A 20,117-nucleotide genomic window follows, 5' to 3' on the forward strand; every position below is an offset into this window, starting at 1 on the left:
TCTAGGAAGAATAAAATAACTTGACGCTATTGAATGTAGCGGGTCAGAAAACAGCCCTTGCAATACAATTAAAACCTCTAATGAAGAGGTGCTGTTTCTCTTTCTAGATATACCAGAAGTTAATTGTCTTTGATCAAAGTTAATCTAATATAGAAAAAGTCCAAATTAGAATATTAGAATCTGTCATTCTCAAGTTCGTCCTCTCATGATATTCACAAGTTTATCAGGGTTCATCGTCATCCTAATAGAATTTGAATGTGGACAGCCAATTCTTTAGTTAGTCTTTCCTCCCCATATTGTAAAAATGATATTGACACCAATAAAAATAGGCGTAAATGAAAGATCCTTTTTGGTTAGCCACAATCACTATTACAATTATAATAAAAGTTATTTTATTTGTCTGGGGAAATATGCAACATTTATCTATTTTTATTGACTTTAGCCAAATTCTAATGAATAATTCCCAATCTTTGGATAGTTTATGAAACATATCAAGTTCTCTAAACATGAATTATATTGTATTTAAGTGGTAGGTCTTATCCAATCATTTTTTGATCAATGATCAACAGACTAGGTATTTGTATTGATTTCCTCTCTGTTAATATCTCATGTAGATTAATTTTGAGCATTAGTTTCGAATTTAAAGTATTGTTTAAATCTTAATCGTAGAATAGAGCAAAACCAAAAATTTTTCCTCTTGTTTTCATTCAATAATAAATTTAATAGATAATATAGCAACTATTCATTCAGAAAGATATACACTAATTAATGATTATTATAATACCATGCAAAATTAGCACAATAAGCCACCATAATTTGAATTCAATTGCTTTGGATAAGCCAATGACACTACATCTCTACGAACATAACACTTACGACAACTTTATTTAGAATAATTTTTGATTAACCAAGTTTTTTTCTTAACATGCCTGCAGAGTTTTCACTTTTTCCTTAAAATTCATTAACTACTGATTTTAGACCTACAAAATGCTCTGCCGCTGTCAATGCTTTTTCAAAATCTCCTAAGGAGAAGACCTGGGTTACCAGATGTTTGAGATCAACTTTGTTATTGGTAACCAAACTAATCGCTTCTTGCAAATTCTCAGGAACTGAACTAAAACTACCCTGAATCGAAATCTCATCATAATGTAGTGAATTTGGGTTTATTTTTGTAAAATTATCTGAATGATTATTAAAAGGTTTTTTAATCCCAGAAAAAATTACTATTCTTCCATTTTTGTTGACTAATTTAATAGCGAGATTTATGGAATCAGGGCTATTATTAGATACAAAAATCAAATTAGGTAATCTTTGACCACCTTTTTCCTTCAATGAAATCAAATCATGATCGGCAAGTTCACTAATCGAAATTGCATTATCTGCCCCTATTTTTTTTGCAAATTCTAACCTGTGATTAATTTTACCTATTATAGTCACGTATAGATCGGGAAATATTGTTTTAAGAAGCATTAGCTGCATTAGACCGATAGGTCCATCTCCAAGTATTAATGCTGTCTTGAACAATGAATACTTTATCTGGTTTATGCCATTTATACAACAAGCAAGGGGTTCAATTAATGATGCTTCCTCCTTTGATATTTTATTCGGAATAGGTACGATCCCACCTATCTCAAAAATCTCTTTAGGGACTTGGATATATTTTGCAAAACCTCCATTAATGGTGGAACCGATTTCTTTCAAATTTAAACAAAGATTGTATCTTTTGTTGGTACAGAACCAGCAACTAAAACAAGGTATTATGGGGTAAACCACTACTCTTGAGTTTGAATCTACTTTGAAGTTTTCTCCCTTGTAAGTAGTAATTGTCTTAGCACAAATTTCATGACCTAAAATAATAGGTGGTTTTACTTTAAAACTTCCATTACGAAATGTTCTAACATCATAACTACAAACTGAGCATGATAATGTTTCCAAAGTTATTATATTAGGTAGATCAGGATTTAGATCCACATTTTCAATCCTAACATCGTTTGGTCCGTGAAAAACTGCTGCCCTCATAAATTATTCGATTTTTATATTTAATTTTTGTTATTGTATATATATTTAGTTTGCAATTCTAAATTCAATGACACAATACTTCGATCCACATATTCATATGTATTCAAGAACAACCGATGATTATAAAAACATGGCTATAGCTGGGATTGAATTGGTAGTTCAGCCATCTTTTTGGCTAGGTAGCCCTCGTACCAATGTTGGCACATTTCTTGACTATTGGGAGCATATGATTACTTTTGAAACTCTCAGAGCTAGGGAATATGGAATCGAACACTATGTGTGTATTTCAGTAAATCCAAAAGAGTCAGTTACTAGACCACTTGCACTCGACGCTTTTGAAGCCATGGTAAAAGACCGATATCCTCTAAGGGACAGAGTGGTAGGCATAGGTGAAATAGGATACAATTTGATAAATGACGAAGAAGAGGAACTTTTTGTAAAACAGCTAGACTTTGCCCATAATGAGAATCTCTTGGTAATGATCCATCTTCCCCATAATAACAAACCGGAAGGAATGAAGAGAATGATTGAGGTTTTTAAGAGTGGTAATTATAATTTTCAAAGAATTTTAATAGATCATAATACTGAAGAAACAGTTAAAGACACTCTCGATATAGGGGCATGGGGAGGATTGTCTGTGTATCCTAAAACGAAATTATCCCCAGAAAGGGTAATTCGAATTGTCAAGAATTTTGGCAGTGAACGATTAATGGTAAATAGCGCTGCAGATTGGGGCGAGTCCGATCCGTTAAGTGTACCATTAACTGCACTTGAAATGAAGAAACAAAGATGCGATAGCGCCGATATAGAAAACATAACTTTCAATAACGCCCTTAACTTTTACAAACAGTCTAGTAAATTTGATTGGACTTCCAAGGACAGGGAACAAGGAAATCACAAATAATGGAATCAATTATTTGTATATTTTAGATGAGATTATTCTTCTTTAACGATTATTATTAGAGACTGCTATGGTCAGTAAATTTTTAAACTGTAAATCCTAATCTAATCTCAATTCTATTTATTTTCTTAAATGTCCCGTTATTATCTTTAAACCGTGGTTTTCAAGGTAAGCAAAAAAGTCCTTGATAGTAAATTTTTTTGGCCCTCCCTACGCCTAATAAGCATTCACATACAGAAACATATAGATGTACAGAAGCTCAGATAGATATTTCCACATAAAATAGTGAAAAAATTAATGCCTCTGTCTTTGCTATTTTTCTTGGTTTACTATAACTTTTATCACATTGGAGCAGACATTAGAATTACTCATAAAACTCCCCTCCCTCCCCGACCTGCCTACCGAAACAAAAAAGTTATAATTTTTTTCAGACAAAAATATTCTTCACCTTCCTGTTAGACTGAGAATTTACTTTTTATTTGACAAACATATCTTAATAACAATTTGTTTTGAACCTATTGCTAGTGTTACCTAACTTAGGTGCATAAAGATCACCTAATAAAAAATGTTCTGCCCAAACGGTATTAGGAAAATTTGAAATGATTAAATATAATAAAATATTTAACTAAATTTGCAACCTATCTAGCATTTGAATAAACCTAACATGCTCACATTCATGTTCTGAATTACGAGTATCATGAAAAGCACAGTATAATGTTCGCCTTCCTATCATAACCTCAACATTTTGTTTTAACCTATCATCCCCAATTACAAATACATGATCATAATGGTATTTTAGATGATAGTCCTCTATAGTCATTTGTTGAGCATCCTGTTCTAATATATTCATCTCTTGCATTGAAATGTCTTTTAATTGACTATTAACAATATTTAGGTCACTGGTTGCAATTTTTTCTTCCGAAATTTTTGGAAACATCTCAATTTTTCCCAAGTTGTCTGTCATTCCTGTTTTTGTATGATCTTGCATACAGTTTGAAATAGATAAGTCTTCCTATATAATCTTATTGTACATTATTCTATTAAAAAAGAAATTGACCGGAGTAACGATTCAAAAGGCAAATTTTCATTCAGCTATGGCTGGATTCTCTATGAATATCCTGTAATCTTTCTCTTCCTTATCCATAGTAGCAAATTTAAAGCATTCAAAAAAATCTATTATGAATCAAACAAAATTAAACAAAAAAAACTAATATTTTTCTTCTTCTTGCATATATTTTATTATCTTGTTTGCCAAATCAAACTCTAGGTTTCTCTTAGTTGTTTTCGAACTGGAATTGAAAGAGGAATCTGAGGTGGGATTCCTTATATTAATCTGGGATCTATCTTTATTTTTTTTCATATTTACATCTAATATATCAAACTATAAAAATGACCGAAACTGGCTTTTTTTTGGCATACAATATGCTGTATAATACATCAGACCAAAAAGAATGATATTTTTAAATTTTTATCATGGGCATATGCAAGATTCCTATTGGGTGTAATGAGAGAAAAATTAGGATACTCCGCTTGGCTGTTTGTGCTCAGAGTGTTCTAATTTTATATGTTCCTCTTTTTCGTCCTGGTTTTGAAAAGTCAGTCCACATAAATTGCAAGTGTGTCTTCCGCTAGAAGAAGAATTTTCATTTGCCATCCTATTTTATATATATAATACTACGAATATAAGGATTATATTTCACTTTTTTTAAACTGGAAACGCCGTGAATGTGTCACCCTTCTTCTTCCATCCCCTCTACCGCCATTTTCTATCTCTCCCTTCTCCTCTCTTCTAGATTTCCTAGCGACTTCAACTGCCGTGGCTAACAAATAATATTTGGCTATTTATCAAAAATGACTCTTGCCCGTCTTGACAAAATAATTCTACCATCGAGAATTCAAAGAAAACCTGTTTGTATTTCTTAAACACTACATGACATCACAACTTTTTTCTTTGCATTTATTTAACACCCTTACTAAACAAAATAAAAATTAGATTTGAAAATTATTGAATCCAAATCGTGTATATACTAGTAGTTTAATTTCATATTAGAAAGGAAGGTAATCTATTAGATGGAGGAAAATGGATTTGATAAAGAAATCGAAGAGGAGGATACTACCACAATAAAAAAATTTGTGCTTGAAATCTCAGGAAAGTTAAGAAACTCATCCACAGTTGAATTTACAAACTATGAGGATGCATTACAGTTATTTGATCAACAATCTAAAGATGGAAAAAACCTAATTCTATATGAAGTTCACAAATCACCTGTTGATGGAACCGTAGTCAAGAAGGTTCCAGTACTAAATACTTCAAAACATGTTGAGAGAATGAAGGCATTAGAAGAAGAAGCCAAAGCCAATGCTTTAACACAACCCTCTGTTAATACCGGGCCAAGTATTTCATCAGTCGATTCTAATTCACAAAAAAATAAAATGACTTTTTCAAACATGAAGTATAAAATATTTATCTTGGTTGCAGTATTGGGTGGATTAATATTGACGTTGTTAATGATGAACATGATTGCAAGTATTGGCAGTGGTGGTACTATGGCAGGCCACTCAATCTTATATGAATCAATTCAAAGTTATTACAAGAGTCTAGCGGCCGAAAGTCAGCCAAACATTCATCAGAACTTGATTTCTGTCTATTTTATGATATGATAAAATCTATATCATATTTCTAATACTTTTTTTTCTTTAGGTTTTGATTCAATATATTTAAAGCTATTAACGTAGATAATTTTCTATTAAAATTTCAAATTAAATTATATTGTAAATAAATTAAATTAATAGTAATTGTGGTATATTCCCAATTATATAAAAGTTAAATTCCAAAGTAATTCTTGTGAGCAAGATAAGTAGTAATTTAATCTTATTTATCGTTATATTTTCTGGTTTGGGTGGTATGGTGATTATTCACACTTTCAACAACTATTATTTTCCATCTTTAACAATAACTCTTTCCCCATTTCAAATTGCAAACGCCCAATCTTCAGATTTACAATTGTCAAATTCACCTAATTTTGCCGATCTTTATTCTGATATGCCTTCTGACTTTGGACAGACCTATTCCGATCTGGGCTCAATAGGAGATAGCGTTACAACTTCAATTAAAAACAAGTTTACTGATGCTAGTGGTTCAAAATTAAAAGAGACGATAATTGATGACCAATTTCAAAAATCAGGCAGTCCTGATAACCAAATAAACAATTCTATTAAAAACAAGGTGTATGTAGTAGATTATAGCAATGTCCACGTCCAAAAGTTTGATAACAGTGGAGATTTCATCTCAAAGTGGGGAACAAAAGGCAAGTCAGATGGCCAATTTGGTGTGCCTCATGGTATAGATGTGGATAAACAAGGAAATGTATATGTTGTTGATATGGCTAACTTTAACGTTCAAAAGTTTGATAGCGAAGGTAACTTTTTACTAAAATGGGGTAGTATGGGTACAGGAGATGGACAGTTTAACTCACCTGAAAGCGTATCAGTAGACTCAGAAAACAATGTTTATGTTACAGACACAGATAACAACAATGTACAAAAGTTTGATAGCGAAGGTAACTTTTTACTAAAATGGGGTAGTATGGGTACAGGAGATGGACAACTAAAAAGACCATCTGGTTTAGATATTGATGACAATAACAATGTTTACGTTACTGATGTTGGAAACAATAGAATTCAAAAGTTTAGTTCTGATGGTGAGTTTTTAAATAGTTGAGGCTCAAAAGGCTCTGGTATCGGGCAACTGTCAAGTCCTCATGATGTTGCAGTTGATTCAGATTGCAATTCATATGTAGTTGAACAAGGAAACTACAGGGTGCAAGTTTTTGATCCCGAAGGTCACCCTCTAACTACCTGGGGCACTCAAGGTAGTGGTGATGATCAGTTCCTTGACCCACACAGTGTGGTTGCTGCTCCAGTATAGGATAGGAAATAAAGTGGTGTAATACCCCTCTAACTTAGCCATACGTAACAAAATAGCGCACAAAAAATGACCAATTTAGAAAAAGTCATCGAATAGATTTTTAAATTGATATAACCAATTTGCCATATGCAGTTTGCCTTTAGCTCAAATGCTTTTACTAATTTTACTTTGATTGAATCAATTTCACAGATAGCGCAAATTGGATATCAAGGTGTTGAGATCATGTGTGACAAACCACATGCATATCCTCCCGACATTAACCAAGAATCACTTTTAAAAATCAAATCTAGTCTCAGCTCAAACAATATTCAGATATCAAATCTTAACGCTTTTACCTTGTTTGCATTAGGTGATACCTATCATCCCTCATGGATTGATTTAAACCCAGAAAAAAGAAAGGAAAGGATTAACCACACCAAAAATTGCATAGAACTTGCCTCTCAACTAGGGGCCAAGACAATTTCACTTGAACCCGGTGGTCCACTTTACCCTGGTATCAATCAAAATCGTTCAGAACTGTATCAGATATTCGCAGACGGAATCAAAGAGGTGATTCCATTTGCAGAAAAAAACAAAATAAAATTGCTAATAGAGCCTGAACCAGGACTACTATTGCAAACGTCTAAAGAGTATTTGGAATTTATGAAAAACTTTGAATCTGAATTTTTGAAATTGAATTTTGATATTGGTCATTTTTATTGTGTAAGTGAAGATCCGGTTGTTTTAATAAATGAATTAGCAGATTACATAGAGCATTTTCATTTGGCAGACATAAAAGGCCGTGTTCACAATCACCTAATCCCGGGGCTTGGTGATATCAACATTAAAGATATTTTGTTTGCCATTAAAGATTCAAAATACAAAGGTTTTGTTACAATAGAGCTTTACCCATATAAGAACGATCCAATTGGAGCAGCTACTCAATCACTTCAATATGTAAGAAACTTAGTTACTTAAGATAGGAAAAAGATTGCAATAGAAAAAAAACAAAAGATTGATAACATGCTAAACAGCCCATACCTTCGCTTATTAAGAATACCCAATATTTTTACAATACCGTCAAATATTATCTTGGGCTATCTTATTGCAATTTCACTTACAAATGTCTCAAATTTGGAAGAAGGTAGGAATGTATTTACACTATTAATACTCATAACTTCCTCTATTTTTTTGTATTTAGGTGGTCTAGTCAGCAACGATTACTTTGACGAGAAGATAGATTCAGTTGAAAGACCCGGTAGACCTATCCCCTCTGGTAGTGTCTCTAAAAAAAATGCGTTATTGATTCTTGTCTTTTTCTTTTTGATTGGCCTATCCTTATCAACGATTGCAGGTGCTGCTTCATTACTAGTATCAGTATTGTTAATAATTGGCATCTTGACATACAACTACAAAATAAAGAATGGATTTTTCAGACCATATCTGATGGGCCTGATAAGAGGGCTAAACATACTATATGGTTTTAGTTTTGTCTTTGGTAGTTCAATTAATTTTCAAACACTATCCGATAATTTTTTTATGAATTATCAAAACACAGAATACCACAATCTATTTTGGATAGTGGTCCTTGTTACTATGGCAATGTTTTTTCATGTTTTGCTGTTAACCCATATTAGTAAAAAAGAGGCTATTGACGCTGCCGAAGGACGAAATCTAGTTTCAGGTATGCGCAAACATTGTTATTTTTATCTAACATATGTTGCCACTATAGGGTTCTTTGGTTGTGTGTTGTTACCACATGTAATTGAATTTTTATTTTTTATCTCTTTTTATGTTGTTATTATATCATTAGTCTTTCAGACGGCTATCAAAAAGGCAAAAAAACTGGAAATAAGCGAGTCTGTACAATTTCTTGTCAAAAATATGATCTTAATTATTATTCTTTTGGATTCTGTATTCATTGCAGGTGTTTCTGGGTTTATCCCTTCCCTTTTGACTTGTCTATTGATTATTCCACCAATAGTATTGAGCAAAAGATTTAGCATGACTTGACCCTGTATGAATAGATTCTGATTCGTTTAGACATGCTGAAATCATTTGATGGTTGATTTTTCTACCATTTATTTGGTTTTGGCTATCGAAGAACTGTGGAATGCAATAACTTATTATGACGAACCTCGTCATCAATACCTTATTAAAATTATGACAAGAAAAACAACAACTAATTTGATAACAAGAAGAACTTTACTTCCCTTTCCTTTAATATTTCTGATTACCTTTTCAATAATGCTTTATTTAGGTCATTTAGAAACTCCAGTACATGCAAGTATTGAAAACATAACAGATGAAAAAAATTCTACTCTTTCAACAGCCGATTCAAATGCAATGGGTGATGAAGTTGGGATGACTTTTGTTATTACCAATGCTAACTCAAATGGTAACTCTACCTTGGCCCAACCCAATGTATCTTCAGATTTTTCGCAAAGCTCTGAAACTAACTTGAAGCCATCCTCCTCACCATCCTCCTCATCATCATCACCATCCTCCTCATCATCATCATCACAAAAAGATAATCAGTCAACCAAATCTAATGACCAAGGTAAAAACAATACTTCCTCTACTAAAACTACTCATACCAACAATATGCAGCGAGGAGAGTACAAGGTAGATGATAATGGGATCCACTATTATAATATTAACAATTGCAGTGAAGTAAAGGGCTCTTCTGGAATCGGTGATCTTTCCGAATGCGAAGATGCAGAAAGGGAAATGTTAAAGGAAAGGTAGATTCCACTCTATTTATCTTTTTTTTATAATTTAAACATTAACTATTTTTGATTATAGATTTTTTTTTCAAAAAGAAATTACTTGCAATGTAGGTTATTACTCTAAAAAGAAATAACTAGATATTAATAAAAAAATAAATTGCATTTACTGCTTTTTAAAAAAAGAAAAGAAATTAAAAAAAATCAGGTTTGTTTAAATTTTTCCGATAGGTTGGAAATACCATTCTTATCCTTGTTTCTAAGCGCCATTATACCTGCTATAACGAATAATACAAGCGCAGGGACTGCAAACCACTGGATAAGAAGAAACAGCAAAACACCACATACGATGAGAATTGCACCTACAAATTTCGTATTCTTTATTTTAAATGCCGCAACAATGGCTCCTATATTGATTGCAATAATTCCAACAGCAATTAACATAGCCCAACCGACAAATAATGCGAGCAATGGAATACCAATGATGCTGTTGATAAAAAAATACAAAAAAAGCCCTATAAAGGGTAGGATAAGACCCAAAATGGCAGTGATTATTGTTAATTTTTGATAGTTTTTCAATACTAGACGTTATTATACTTCATGATTAAATAATATGTGTATATGTATGCATGCGTATGCGTATGCGTATGCGTATGTGAACACCTATACCTTGTGATTTGATTATTTGTAAGGTATAAATCAATCAAGCAAAAACCTTTCAGTTTTCTATTAAATGATAATCAAAACAAATGGTGGATGAATTATTGAAAGTTGGAAATTGGGTGACAGGCTCTTTTTCTAATATCAATTATCAGATTTTGGGCCAGCCAATCGAGTGTTCTATTATGTCACCCTTTTTGACAACTTCCAGATTTTCCAGATGTGTATTGGATTGAAGGTAAGTCATTGAGATATCAAGCGAGGGATTTGGAATTATTTTGCTTGATTACAATGCTTTTATTAGATGCAACATTAGGTTCACCTAACTTACATATAAACAAATGTATTATTCTCTGATTTAATAATAGTGAAATTTCTATTTACTTTATCTTTGATTTTTAAACGTAGTATTTTGTGCTATTATACTTCTTTATCTTTTAGTCATTTCATCATAAATTTAAATATAAACGCGTATTTGTAATATTAAATGGCAAAATGTCCATATTGTAAAGAGTCTATAAATTTAAGTCAGCTTAAAACAGAAGAGTTCGAAGATGGCGATCTCTTGTTTAAATTCTTGGGGCTAAGTTGCCCAAGTTGCGAGGTTCTGTTAAAGATTCAAAAAATAGATTGAGCAGATACTTTCGCCTTATTTTAAAAAAAATAACAAATTTTATGTTTTGAATAATAAAATGAAGATGAAAATGAGAATCTTTTGATACCAATAGATACTAGTTTTTCTTTTATGAAATTGGATTTGATTTGATTTTATATCAAAGTAAGGTGAGTATTTTTTTATCTGTTTATCTATATATCTATCAATCTTTGGTTTGACTTTAAAAGTAGTATCATTTCAATGCAACATAATTTAATTTAATTTAATTTAATTTGATATAATGTAACCCAGGTAACAAAATCCAAATTCAGTGTGTCTAAATCGATTGAAGCGACTCTTCAAATACATGTTCAAAGTTCAGAAAAAAAGGAAGAATTATCTAGCAGCCAAAGAAACTTCGCCATTCGGGTCGTGAACTGAGGAAACCACACATTCCGTTGTTATTATTAGGTTCGTTATTTGATACAGGCTTTATCGTAATTGTTGTGCTATCAGGCTCGCTTGATACTCCCAAATTATTTGTAACTACAAGCTGGAATTTAAGGACAATATTATTTGATGTAGTTTGTGGTGCTGTAAAGGTGGGTTTAGACGAAGATGAGCTGCTCAAGGCTACAGCAGGTCCTGAGGTTTGAGTCCAAGAATAAGTAAGCGCAGAGTTGTTTGGATCCGAACTGCCACTACCGTCAAGTTGTACTGTAACACCGCTGTCTACTGTCCGGTCAGAGCCTGCGTCTGCTGTTGGCTTACTAATAGGAATAGGATTAACAGTTATTCTGACACTATCAGGCTCACTTTTTACACCATTGTTGTTTGTTACCTCTAGTTTAAAGACAAGGTCTGTTTTTGCGGATGTTTGTGGTGCTGTAAAGGTGGGTTTAGACGAAGATGAGCTGCTCAAGGCTACAGCAGGTCCTGAGGTTTGAGTCCAAGAATAAGTAAGCGCAGAGTTGTTTGGATCCGAACTGCCACTACCGTCAAGTTGTACTGTAACACCGCTGTCTACTGTCCGGTCAGAGCCTGCGTCTGCTGTTGGCTTACTAATAGGAATAGGATTAACAGTTATTCTGACACTATCAGGCTCACTTTTTACACCATTGTTGTTTGTTACCTCTAGTTTAAAGACAAGGTCTGTTTTTGCGGATGTTTGTGGTGCTGTAAAGGTGGGTTTAGACGAAGATGAGCTGCTCAAGGCTACAGCAGGTCCTGAGGTTTGAGTCCAAGAATAAGTAAGCGCAGAGTTGTTTGGATCCGAACTGCCACTACCGTCAAGTTGTACTGTAACACCGCTGTCTACTGTCCGGTCAGAGCCTGCGTCTGCTGTTGGCGGGCTGACTGTATTACTAGTCTGACCAGGATCTTTTACATACAATAGAGGTTCTCTTGATTGGTCTTTATCGCCTGTAAAATACCCATGACCCATTCCATCACAAACTATCCCTGGTAAAGATCCGTGGGATAATAATGCATTACGAACTTCAGATGGAGAGGCGCCAGGGTTGGCAGCCATATAGAGTGCAGCAGCTCCTGCTACGTGTGGTGAAGCCATGCTAGTTCCGCTCATAGTTGCGTATGAATTACCCTTGTAAGTTGAATAAATTTTAGTTCCAGGAGCAGCGATATCAACGTCTGATCCATAATTGCTAAAGCTGGCCAAAGCATCGTCACTTCCATAACCAGTGGCAGGTCCTTTTCCGCCGCACTTTCCGTCACTGTCTCCTATGGCTGATACTGCAATAGCATTTGGGTTGTTAGCAGGTGAAAAAGTACGGGCATCTTTTGCACCATTTCCAGCAGCTACTACAAAAACAATTCCGGCTTTGACTGCGTTATTTATGGCCGAATCAAAAGCAGTGGATTTGCATTCACAACCAAGGCTAAGATTGGCTACCTCAATCTGATTTGCGTATTGAGTGACATAGTCTATACCTTTTATGACTGTGGATAGGGGACCTGAGCCGTTACTGTCTAATACTTTAATAGCCCATAATTTGGCACCTGGGGCAACCCCCACTGTTCCAATTGAGTTGTCTTTGGCGGCTGCAATACCAGCAACATGGGTCCCATGACCATTGTCATCATCTGCAGTGCTTGAGCCCGAACCGAATAATGAGTTAGAAACAAATGATTTCTGATGGTATACATTTAAGTCAGAATGATCCAAATCAATCCCAGAGTCTATAATAGCAATATCTGCATTCGTGGTTCCACTGCCGTCACCAGATTTTGCGGAACTTTGATCTGCGTCAATTCTGTTTATTCCAGTAGGTATCGATTGAGCAAATGATTGAACCATAACGTCTTTTTCAACGTATGCCACAAGAGGACTTTTTTTAATTATATCTATTATTTTTTCATTGGGAACATGGATTGCAAAACCGTTTAAAACATTTTCATACTGTTGTAATAAATCCATGTCTTTAAGGTTAATTTTGCTTGCTATATCGGAGAAAAAGTCTGATTTGTCTGTATTATGGCTTTTTAAAACCACGATATATTGATTTGGAATTACTTTATCGTCAGAACTTTCAGGCGAGGTAAGAAAAGACGACGGAAAATCAGCATAATCTTTAATTAAAGGCAAGAAATTTTGCTGAGTATACTTTGAAAAACCATCTGATTCATCATTCTTGGGATTTGATGACAAATCACCTGTTTCTCCCGTTCCTTCTTCATTAACTTCATCTTTGTCTTCATCTTCATCTTCTTCTTCTTCTGTCACTCCTACTCCAGGTTGGCTATAATCTGGTATCGCACTTAATTGATCACCTAATAAGGTTCCACCAATCTCATTATCAATTATAGAATTAAAACTCAATGATGATGGCGCATTATCTGAAATTTCAAATTTAAAAGCATTGATATCAGTTTTTGATCCAAACCCGTAAAAAGTTGGAATAATTAGCAAAAGCACAATCCATAACTTGATATGCCGATTATTCTTGCTGGACATGGCATAATATAAAATTTTTTTTATTTATGAAATACTAAAGACTTTAGCGCTCTATGGTTATAGTTACAGATCATGTTAAGTTATCAGGCAAGTAGAATCTGAATTAATCTTAGTGTAAATAATTTTTTAGCTGATACTCTCCAAGAAGATAGATAACCAAAGATTTCAATTTAAAAGTTGCAACTAGCGATTTTTTTAACCTTTGCTTAAAATAAATCATCACTAGCGGACCTTGAGTAAGAGTCTTCCAATAAAGATTAAATGATATATATAATAATACAATGTGATATTGTCACATTCTAGAAATTTATCAAAATACGTTGTTGTTTTAGACATAGTGGGTTTAGATGTGAAACATCTTTTATCTTCTTATAATTCTGCTTCTTCAGATTCAAAAATTCCAAACATCTCTGGTTTAGTGCAACAAGAAGGAGAATTTGGTTATCTGAAACCAGTATTTCCATCAGTAACTTGTACAGTTCAATCAAGTATATTGACTGGAAAATATCCAAACGAACATGGAATAATATCAAATGGAATGTTTGATAGGGTAAACCTTCAGACTTTGTTTTGGGAACAATCTACTAATCTGGTTCAATCAGAGAAAATATGGGATCATATCAAACAAAAGAATCAATCTGCTAAGACTGCTCTACTTTTTTGGCAGAATTCAATGTATTCAAATAATGATCTTGTGATATCGCCACGACCCATTCATTTGGAAAATGGCCAGATGGATATGTGGTGCTATTCAAAACCAGTAGATTACTATGAAAGACTAGCACAAAAAATTGGCGAATTTAATTTGCTAAATTATTGGGGACCATTTGCATCATTCAACTCCTCTGATTGGATAACAAAATCTGTTGAATATACAATAGAGAACAATCGACCCCAACTATTATTTGCATATTTTCCACAAATTGATTACTCTGCCCAAAAATTTGGTAAATCAAGTCCAGAAGTAACTAATGACTTGCAAAAAATTGATGAAAGTGTCGGAAAAATAATCAACGCAGTTAAAAGTGCAGGAATATATGATGAAACAGAGTTTATACTTATCTCTGAGTATGGCTTCAATGATGTTAATGGGGCTGTTCCAATAAACAGGATACTGAGAGAAAAGGGCTTGCTAAAAGTCAGGACCATTAAAGGTAAAGAATACATTGATTTTGAGTTTAGTCATGCTTTTGCCATGGTCGATCATCAAATAGCCCATATTTATCTAAATAATGAGGGCAAAGAATCAAAAGAAAAGATCAAAAAAATTTTAGCTGATATCTCAGGAATTGAGACGGTATGCGATCTTGATGAAAAAAGAAATCTACACATTGATCACGAAAGAAGTGGTGAGCTTATTGTTATCGCAGAGAAAGACAAGTGGTTTAGTTATTATTGGTGGTTTGAAGAAAATACTGATCCTTCTCTTAGCAATCATGGTACTAAGGAATCAAATGCAGGTGAAGGCAGTGATAAGGCGCCAACTTTTACTAAAACTGTCGATATTCACAGAAAACCAGGTTATGATCCTCTTGACCTTTTCTTTGATCCTATAAAAAAATCCATATCTACAAACACCTCGTTGATCAAGGGATCTCATGGAAGGCCATGCAATGTTGAAACCAAAGAAGGGTTATCGGCATTTGTCTCATCCAGAAAAATTAACAAACCGGGTCAAACTTTAGATGGGTTACCGCTTATGGATTGTTTGGATATATTTGGTATATTAAGCAGTAGATTTTAGCTTTAAATATTTTCATTTATGGTAATGGAGTATTGAGAAAGCTTTTATGAATTCTTTGTTTTCGTATTCTATAACATTATCTTCGTTTCAAAAGATGAATGAAAGTGATACTAAAACACTTGAAAATATTTCTAGCTGCGGCTTTAAGAATATCGAAATGTTTGGAGAACCTGAGAAGATTGATTTGCAATATTACAAAGAAATGCTTTCAACTTTTGACTTGAATGTATCAGGTATAACCGGGATGTGGGGAAAATCGAGTCAAAGTGGTTGGAAAAGAAGATTGCTAAGCAAGGACCACTGTATAGTAAAACACGCGGAAAAATATGTAAGGTCTTGCATAGATATGTGTGGATTCATTGGTGGCAAAGTATTTAATATTTGCTTATTTTCTGACCCTATAGAGTATTTAGATGTTACTCATAACAATATCATAAAAAATGAAAAGGATATTTTATTAAAAAGATGTGTACCATTATTAAGATTATTATCAGATTATGCAATGGAGCAAGATGTGAAAATAGTTTTGGAACCATTAAACAGGTACTCAACCCCATATTGCTGCAATTGTGAAGATGCGAAAATTATATTACAAGATTGCGACAATTTGTTTCTCATGTTAGATACGTTTCATATGAATATAGAAGAAGATGATTTTGTCAACACCATCGTTAAATCCAAAGATAAATTATCTCATATGCATTTTGCAGATAACAATAGAAAGATGCCAGGGGAAGGACATATAGATTTTAAAAATATTATTAGTGCATTAAAGTCAATTAATTACGATCATTTTATCAGCTTTGAGCCTACCATTTCTCAAACAACAAACTATAATGAGAAAATTAGAGCAGGCTTTGACTTTATAAAAAATTTAGATTCAACAATTAAATAATGAAAATATTAGTCGGGCCATTGATATTTAGCTAAGATAAAGTTTCTTTACATCAAGATTTATTAACAAAACCTAAGACCATTAATTTAGTAAAGTTGAGCGAAGCCTATGTTTTATTAAATGTTAATCATAAAAATCAGGCAAGTATAATCGATCAAGTAAAGTCACTTGCTGGTGTAAAAGCTGTGAAATCAGTATATGGTATTTACGATATTCTTGTTATTTTTGAATCGGATGATTTGCAACAAATAAAAAATGAAATTGATAACAATTTACATTCAATTGGTGGCATTGAAAATCTTACTACTTTGATTTCTGTCGCTTAAGAGTGGAAGCAGAAGAATTTATAATATACAACAAAATTTTGAGTGATTTGAATTATGGTTGTTGAAGAATATGAAGTTATAGTAGTAGGTGCTGGACCATCAGGATTATCGGCAGGTATCTTTATTGCTCGACAAAGAGCAAAATGCTTACTTATTTCAAAGGATCTTGGAGGACAGTTAAATCTTATTCCCAAGTTAGAGAATTACCCTGGAACAATCATGTCTAGTGGACCATTACTGGCAAAGACTTTGGAAAATCAGTATTTGACTTTTAATGGCGAAATGGTTTACGATACTGTAGTTAAGGTTGACGAGATAGAGGGTAGTACAGATTTGTCTGTTAAAACAACAAGGAGTGAGTACAGAACCAAAGCATTAGTCTTAGCTCCAGGAAAAGTTCCTAATAATTTAGGCGTTGAAAACGAAATAAAGTTTCAGAATAAAGGAGTACATTACTGTACCAAATGCGATGCTCCCTTTTACCAGGGTAGGATTACTGCCACAGTTGGCGTTGGTGGATATTTGCTTGAGTCTGGAATTTTGCTTTCCAGAATGGCTTCGAAGGTATATCTAGTTTATAGAGGCGGACAATTAGGTGGAGACAAAGACATGATAGAGTCTTTGAAAAAAAAGAGTAACGTTGAACTGGTGCCAAATAGCTCAGTAACGTATGTGAATGGGGATAACTACTTGCAGGAGATTAAATTAAAAGATAATAGCGGAGTTGAAAAAGCGATCAATGTAGATGGTTTGTTCATCGAGATGGGATCAAAAATTAATCTTGATTTTATCAAACATCTGATTAAAATCAATACCAAGGGTGAAATAGAAGTAACGGAAGGAGGCAAGACTACCCACCCAGCGGTTTTTGCTTCAGGTGACGCTACAAACATTCCATATAAGCAAATAGTGGCAGCTTGTGGTGACGGTGCAGCAGCGGGAATTTCTGCCTTTAATTACATAGAGAAGTTAAAAGGCAAACCAGGTATTAGGTCTGATTGGAAGAAAACTATTGGTGATACAGTATTTCATTATTAGTATCCAACTTTAACAGTATGTTTGCAGGCACAGAATAAAGTTGATGGCATACTATAGTCGGTGTTGGATAATCTCATGGGAATTGGGATTCCATATTTTTGCTTTTTAAATAATTTTGTAAATTGGCTTTGTAAAATTTACCGATAGATTCCTTGTTTTTGTCATACTCATCAAATACAATAAACAACGTGAACTTTAAAAATTCCTCAATTTCAGGCGATTCGAGAGCGGCTCCTTCATACAAATCCTCTATAATTGTTATTAACTTCTTGTGCTTGGCTTTATCTATCTTGATTTTTAATTCAGAATTCTGTGACAAATTTACTTCAACTACCACTAATAATAATACTACTACTACTACCTTATTAGACTAAGTCTTGTCTTTAAAATTTTGGATTTCATTTGTCTAAAATTTATGGAGTCGATACCAAAGAAGAATAAGATGGTACAATTAACAATCTAATTTAGTTAGCAATTTTTTACTGCAACATTATTCAAATTCGATATAAATTATAAAACTAAAATCCTTTAAGTCTATGACCAGTACTAAAATTTTTCCTGCGAAAAAAACAAGTATTCTAGTAGTAGCAGTATTTACCTTGGCGTTCACTATTGGGATGGGTCCGATATCTTCTTCTATGGCAGTAGCTGATTCTATAAATTGCAATACAAAGGGTGACAGTGACTCTTCTGACGGTAAAACAAACACAGTGACGACGTGTCATAAAGACGCAAGCAATGGAACCGATGATTCGGATGATAAATCCAGTGCAGCAGCAGCAGCATCAACCTCAAACGACGACGAAGATGATGAAGATCAAGCAGACAATGATGTGGGAAATAATGTAGATTTAGTTAAAGGCACTCCTCAAAATATTGCTTCAAATGCACCTGCATTTGCTTCACCACCAGATAACATCATAAAACCAATCAATCTAAATAAAGGATTTACTTCAGACAAGCCACTTGAAACAAATAATGTAAATCACGTAACCAGTAGCGGTGATGACGACGATGGCAGCGAAGACAAAATTCATTCTAAAAAGGTAATTGAAGATAAAATGCCAGGTTTCAACAATAAATTGGACAAATCATCCACAAGTGTATCTGAGCTTTACGAATCTTTCAACCTTCCATACACTGCACTATACAACTAATTCTTTTTTTGTTTTTGTAATTCTTGTTTGATAACTTGGACTATTTTAAATTAAATTAAATTAAATTAACCTTTTATTACTGTTACACCTTTTCCTCTAAACATATAATTTCTAATATTTTAGTCGTAGTTTTGGTTTTCAAAATATATGTAGAGATTCTCTGATTGATTACCAAAAAAAATTCTTCTTCTTTTTTAAATTTTCAATACATAATTTATTTACGTTGATAAATCCATCCCAAGTTTTACCAAAGGAAAAAACATCACCCCTATATGGTATGGATAAGATCCGTTAGGTTTCTTTTTGGCTTTGGTAAAAGGATTTTTTTAGGATAGCCTATGCAAAGAATAGAAGAGGGTTGTAAATTTGTTCCAATACTTTCTTTTACCATGTTTTCATTTATCATCCCAATCCATATTGAACTTAAAGCCAAGGCATGAGCCGCAAGCTGGGCATATCCTGCTGCAAGTGTTGCGTCTTGAATTGAAAACTTGTGAAGGATAGTTGAATCGAATTTTAATTTAATTCTAGCGGGGTTTATACAAAATACTAAAACTAATGGTGCGTTAACATAAGGTTGGTTGTTAGCCCCCTTCACTAGTTGTTGTTTTGTTTCACTTTTTGTAACATGGAATATTTCAAATCCTTGAAATCCTCCAGCAGTTGGAGCAGTATCAGCTGCAGCAAATATTATATCTAATTTCCATGGTTCTATTTCCTTGTCCTCAAATTTTCTTTGTGACCTCCTATTGAGCATCACGTTAAAAATGTTACTATTTAAGATATCGTCAGCCTCTGATTTGTCCTGCGGGTCAAACTCTTTTGGGTATACTTTAGGGAGTATGTCAGAAGGAAACATTCTATCTAAAATACGATTATCTTCCAATAATACTATAAGATAACCGTGTCATACTAAAAGATTGCATAATTAAATATTATGTATATAAATATATTTCTATTTTAACCAAACAACTATTTCAAAAATTGATTTAGGTGGAATATAACTTATAATTTAAATCAAATATAAAAATGTTCTATTTAAAATTTAGGCTCTGTTCAGTTAACAGGTTTTATCTTTTTGTTATGATAGTCGGCAAATAACCGTAGCCAATTCTGTACATGCTTTAACTTACAATTCTTTAACCTGCACGGAAAATAATCATCAAAGTTTTCTG

The 20,117-nt window shown here is 33.4% G+C and carries 18 protein-coding genes; 11 read left to right on the forward strand and 7 right to left on the reverse strand.

The genetic code is table 11. From position 1 onward, the window contains the following. Positions 1 to 951: 951 nt before the first annotated feature. Positions 952 to 2,019 carry an alcohol dehydrogenase catalytic domain-containing protein gene (locus F1Z66_RS13660; RefSeq protein ID WP_149864185.1) on the reverse strand — a complete coding sequence of 356 codons (1,068 nt, stop codon included), beginning with the start codon at positions 2,017 to 2,019 and terminating at the stop codon, positions 952 to 954. A 67-nt stretch (positions 2,020 to 2,086) separates the two neighbouring features. Between F1Z66_RS13660 and F1Z66_RS13665 the strand changes: the two genes are divergently transcribed. Continuing rightward, the gene (locus F1Z66_RS13665) at positions 2,087 to 2,923 is read left to right on the forward strand and encodes a TatD family hydrolase (RefSeq protein WP_149864186.1); all 837 of its coding nucleotides are present in this window, start codon (positions 2,087 to 2,089) and stop codon (positions 2,921 to 2,923) included. A 309-nt stretch (positions 2,924 to 3,232) separates the two neighbouring features. Here the strand turns inward: F1Z66_RS13665 and F1Z66_RS16310 are convergent, their stop codons facing one another. Next, entirely contained in the window at positions 3,233 to 3,355 is a 123-nt protein-coding gene (locus tag F1Z66_RS16310; RefSeq protein ID WP_255437933.1) for a hypothetical protein, read from the reverse strand. A 190-nt stretch (positions 3,356 to 3,545) separates the two neighbouring features. After that, positions 3,546 to 3,908, reverse strand: coding sequence for a hypothetical protein (locus F1Z66_RS13670; RefSeq protein ID WP_149864187.1), 363 nt, complete (start codon positions 3,906 to 3,908; stop codon positions 3,546 to 3,548). Between the two features lie 1,082 nt (positions 3,909 to 4,990). Here F1Z66_RS13670 and F1Z66_RS13675 point away from each other — a divergent pair. The 5 genes from F1Z66_RS13675 to F1Z66_RS13695 all read left to right on the forward strand — a co-directional run bounded on the left by F1Z66_RS13675 (position 4,991) and on the right by F1Z66_RS13695 (position 9,575). Then, a complete protein-coding gene (locus F1Z66_RS13675) occupies positions 4,991 to 5,581 on the forward strand; it encodes a hypothetical protein (RefSeq protein WP_149864188.1) in 591 nt (196 codons plus the stop codon). A 184-nt stretch (positions 5,582 to 5,765) separates the two neighbouring features. Next, entirely contained in the window at positions 5,766 to 6,641 is an 876-nt protein-coding gene (locus tag F1Z66_RS13680; protein WP_149864189.1) for a 6-bladed beta-propeller, read from the forward strand. Positions 6,642 to 6,974: 333 nt separating this feature from the next. Next, entirely contained in the window at positions 6,975 to 7,805 is an 831-nt protein-coding gene (locus tag F1Z66_RS13685) for a sugar phosphate isomerase/epimerase family protein (protein ID WP_149864190.1), read from the forward strand. 45 nt (positions 7,806 to 7,850) lie between these two features. Beyond that, a complete protein-coding gene (locus F1Z66_RS13690) occupies positions 7,851 to 8,840 on the forward strand; it encodes a UbiA family prenyltransferase (RefSeq protein WP_149864191.1) in 990 nt (329 codons plus the stop codon). Positions 8,841 to 8,888: 48 nt separating this feature from the next. Beyond that, positions 8,889 to 9,575, forward strand: a complete 687-nt coding sequence (locus F1Z66_RS13695; protein WP_149864192.1) for a hypothetical protein — start codon at positions 8,889 to 8,891, stop codon at positions 9,573 to 9,575. Between the two features lie 182 nt (positions 9,576 to 9,757). Here F1Z66_RS13695 and F1Z66_RS13700 read toward each other — a convergent pair whose 3' ends face one another. Together F1Z66_RS13700 and F1Z66_RS13705 are read right to left on the reverse strand one after the other, a co-directional pair. Further along, a complete protein-coding gene (locus F1Z66_RS13700) occupies positions 9,758 to 10,132 on the reverse strand; it encodes a hypothetical protein (protein WP_149864193.1) in 375 nt (124 codons plus the stop codon). Positions 10,133 to 11,208: 1,076 nt separating this feature from the next. Next, positions 11,209 to 13,782 (reverse strand): S8 family peptidase, encoded by a 2,574-nt coding sequence (locus tag F1Z66_RS13705; protein ID WP_149864194.1) that lies wholly within the window; start codon positions 13,780 to 13,782, stop codon positions 11,209 to 11,211. Between the two features lie 289 nt (positions 13,783 to 14,071). Here F1Z66_RS13705 and F1Z66_RS13710 point away from each other — a divergent pair, with 289 nt between their 5' ends. The 4 genes from F1Z66_RS13710 (at position 14,072) to F1Z66_RS13725 (ending at position 17,785) form a co-directional block, all read left to right on the forward strand. Continuing rightward, positions 14,072 to 15,526, forward strand: coding sequence for an alkaline phosphatase family protein (locus F1Z66_RS13710; protein WP_159357643.1), 1,455 nt, complete (start codon positions 14,072 to 14,074; stop codon positions 15,524 to 15,526). A gap of 46 nt (positions 15,527 to 15,572) precedes the next feature. Further along, positions 15,573 to 16,421: a sugar phosphate isomerase/epimerase family protein gene (locus F1Z66_RS13715; protein WP_149864196.1), complete on the forward strand. Its 849-nt coding sequence runs from the start codon at positions 15,573 to 15,575 to the stop codon at positions 16,419 to 16,421. Between the two features lie 95 nt (positions 16,422 to 16,516). After that, positions 16,517 to 16,747, forward strand: a complete 231-nt coding sequence (locus tag F1Z66_RS13720; protein WP_159357644.1) for an Lrp/AsnC ligand binding domain-containing protein — start codon at positions 16,517 to 16,519, stop codon at positions 16,745 to 16,747. 54 nt (positions 16,748 to 16,801) lie between these two features. Beyond that, positions 16,802 to 17,785 carry an NAD(P)/FAD-dependent oxidoreductase gene (locus F1Z66_RS13725; RefSeq protein ID WP_149864198.1) on the forward strand — a complete coding sequence of 328 codons (984 nt, stop codon included), beginning with the start codon at positions 16,802 to 16,804 and terminating at the stop codon, positions 17,783 to 17,785. 73 nt (positions 17,786 to 17,858) lie between these two features. Here F1Z66_RS13725 and F1Z66_RS13730 read toward each other — a convergent pair whose 3' ends face one another. Beyond that, positions 17,859 to 18,122 carry a hypothetical protein gene (locus F1Z66_RS13730; RefSeq protein WP_149864199.1) on the reverse strand — a complete coding sequence of 88 codons (264 nt, stop codon included), beginning with the start codon at positions 18,120 to 18,122 and terminating at the stop codon, positions 17,859 to 17,861. 199 nt (positions 18,123 to 18,321) lie between these two features. On the opposite strand from F1Z66_RS13730, the gene F1Z66_RS13735 reads away from it, so the two are divergent. Then, entirely contained in the window at positions 18,322 to 18,942 is a 621-nt protein-coding gene (locus tag F1Z66_RS13735) for a hypothetical protein (protein WP_149864200.1), read from the forward strand. Positions 18,943 to 19,210: 268 nt separating this feature from the next. Here the strand turns inward: F1Z66_RS13735 and F1Z66_RS13740 are convergent, their stop codons facing one another. After that, entirely contained in the window at positions 19,211 to 19,801 is a 591-nt protein-coding gene (locus F1Z66_RS13740; protein ID WP_149864201.1) for a nitroreductase family protein, read from the reverse strand. Positions 19,802 to 20,117 lie beyond the last annotated feature (316 nt).

Source organism: Candidatus Nitrosocosmicus agrestis, assembly GCF_008389435.1.
In the GTDB taxonomy this organism is placed as follows: Archaea; Thermoproteota; Nitrososphaeria; order Nitrososphaerales; family Nitrososphaeraceae; genus Nitrosocosmicus; species Nitrosocosmicus agrestis.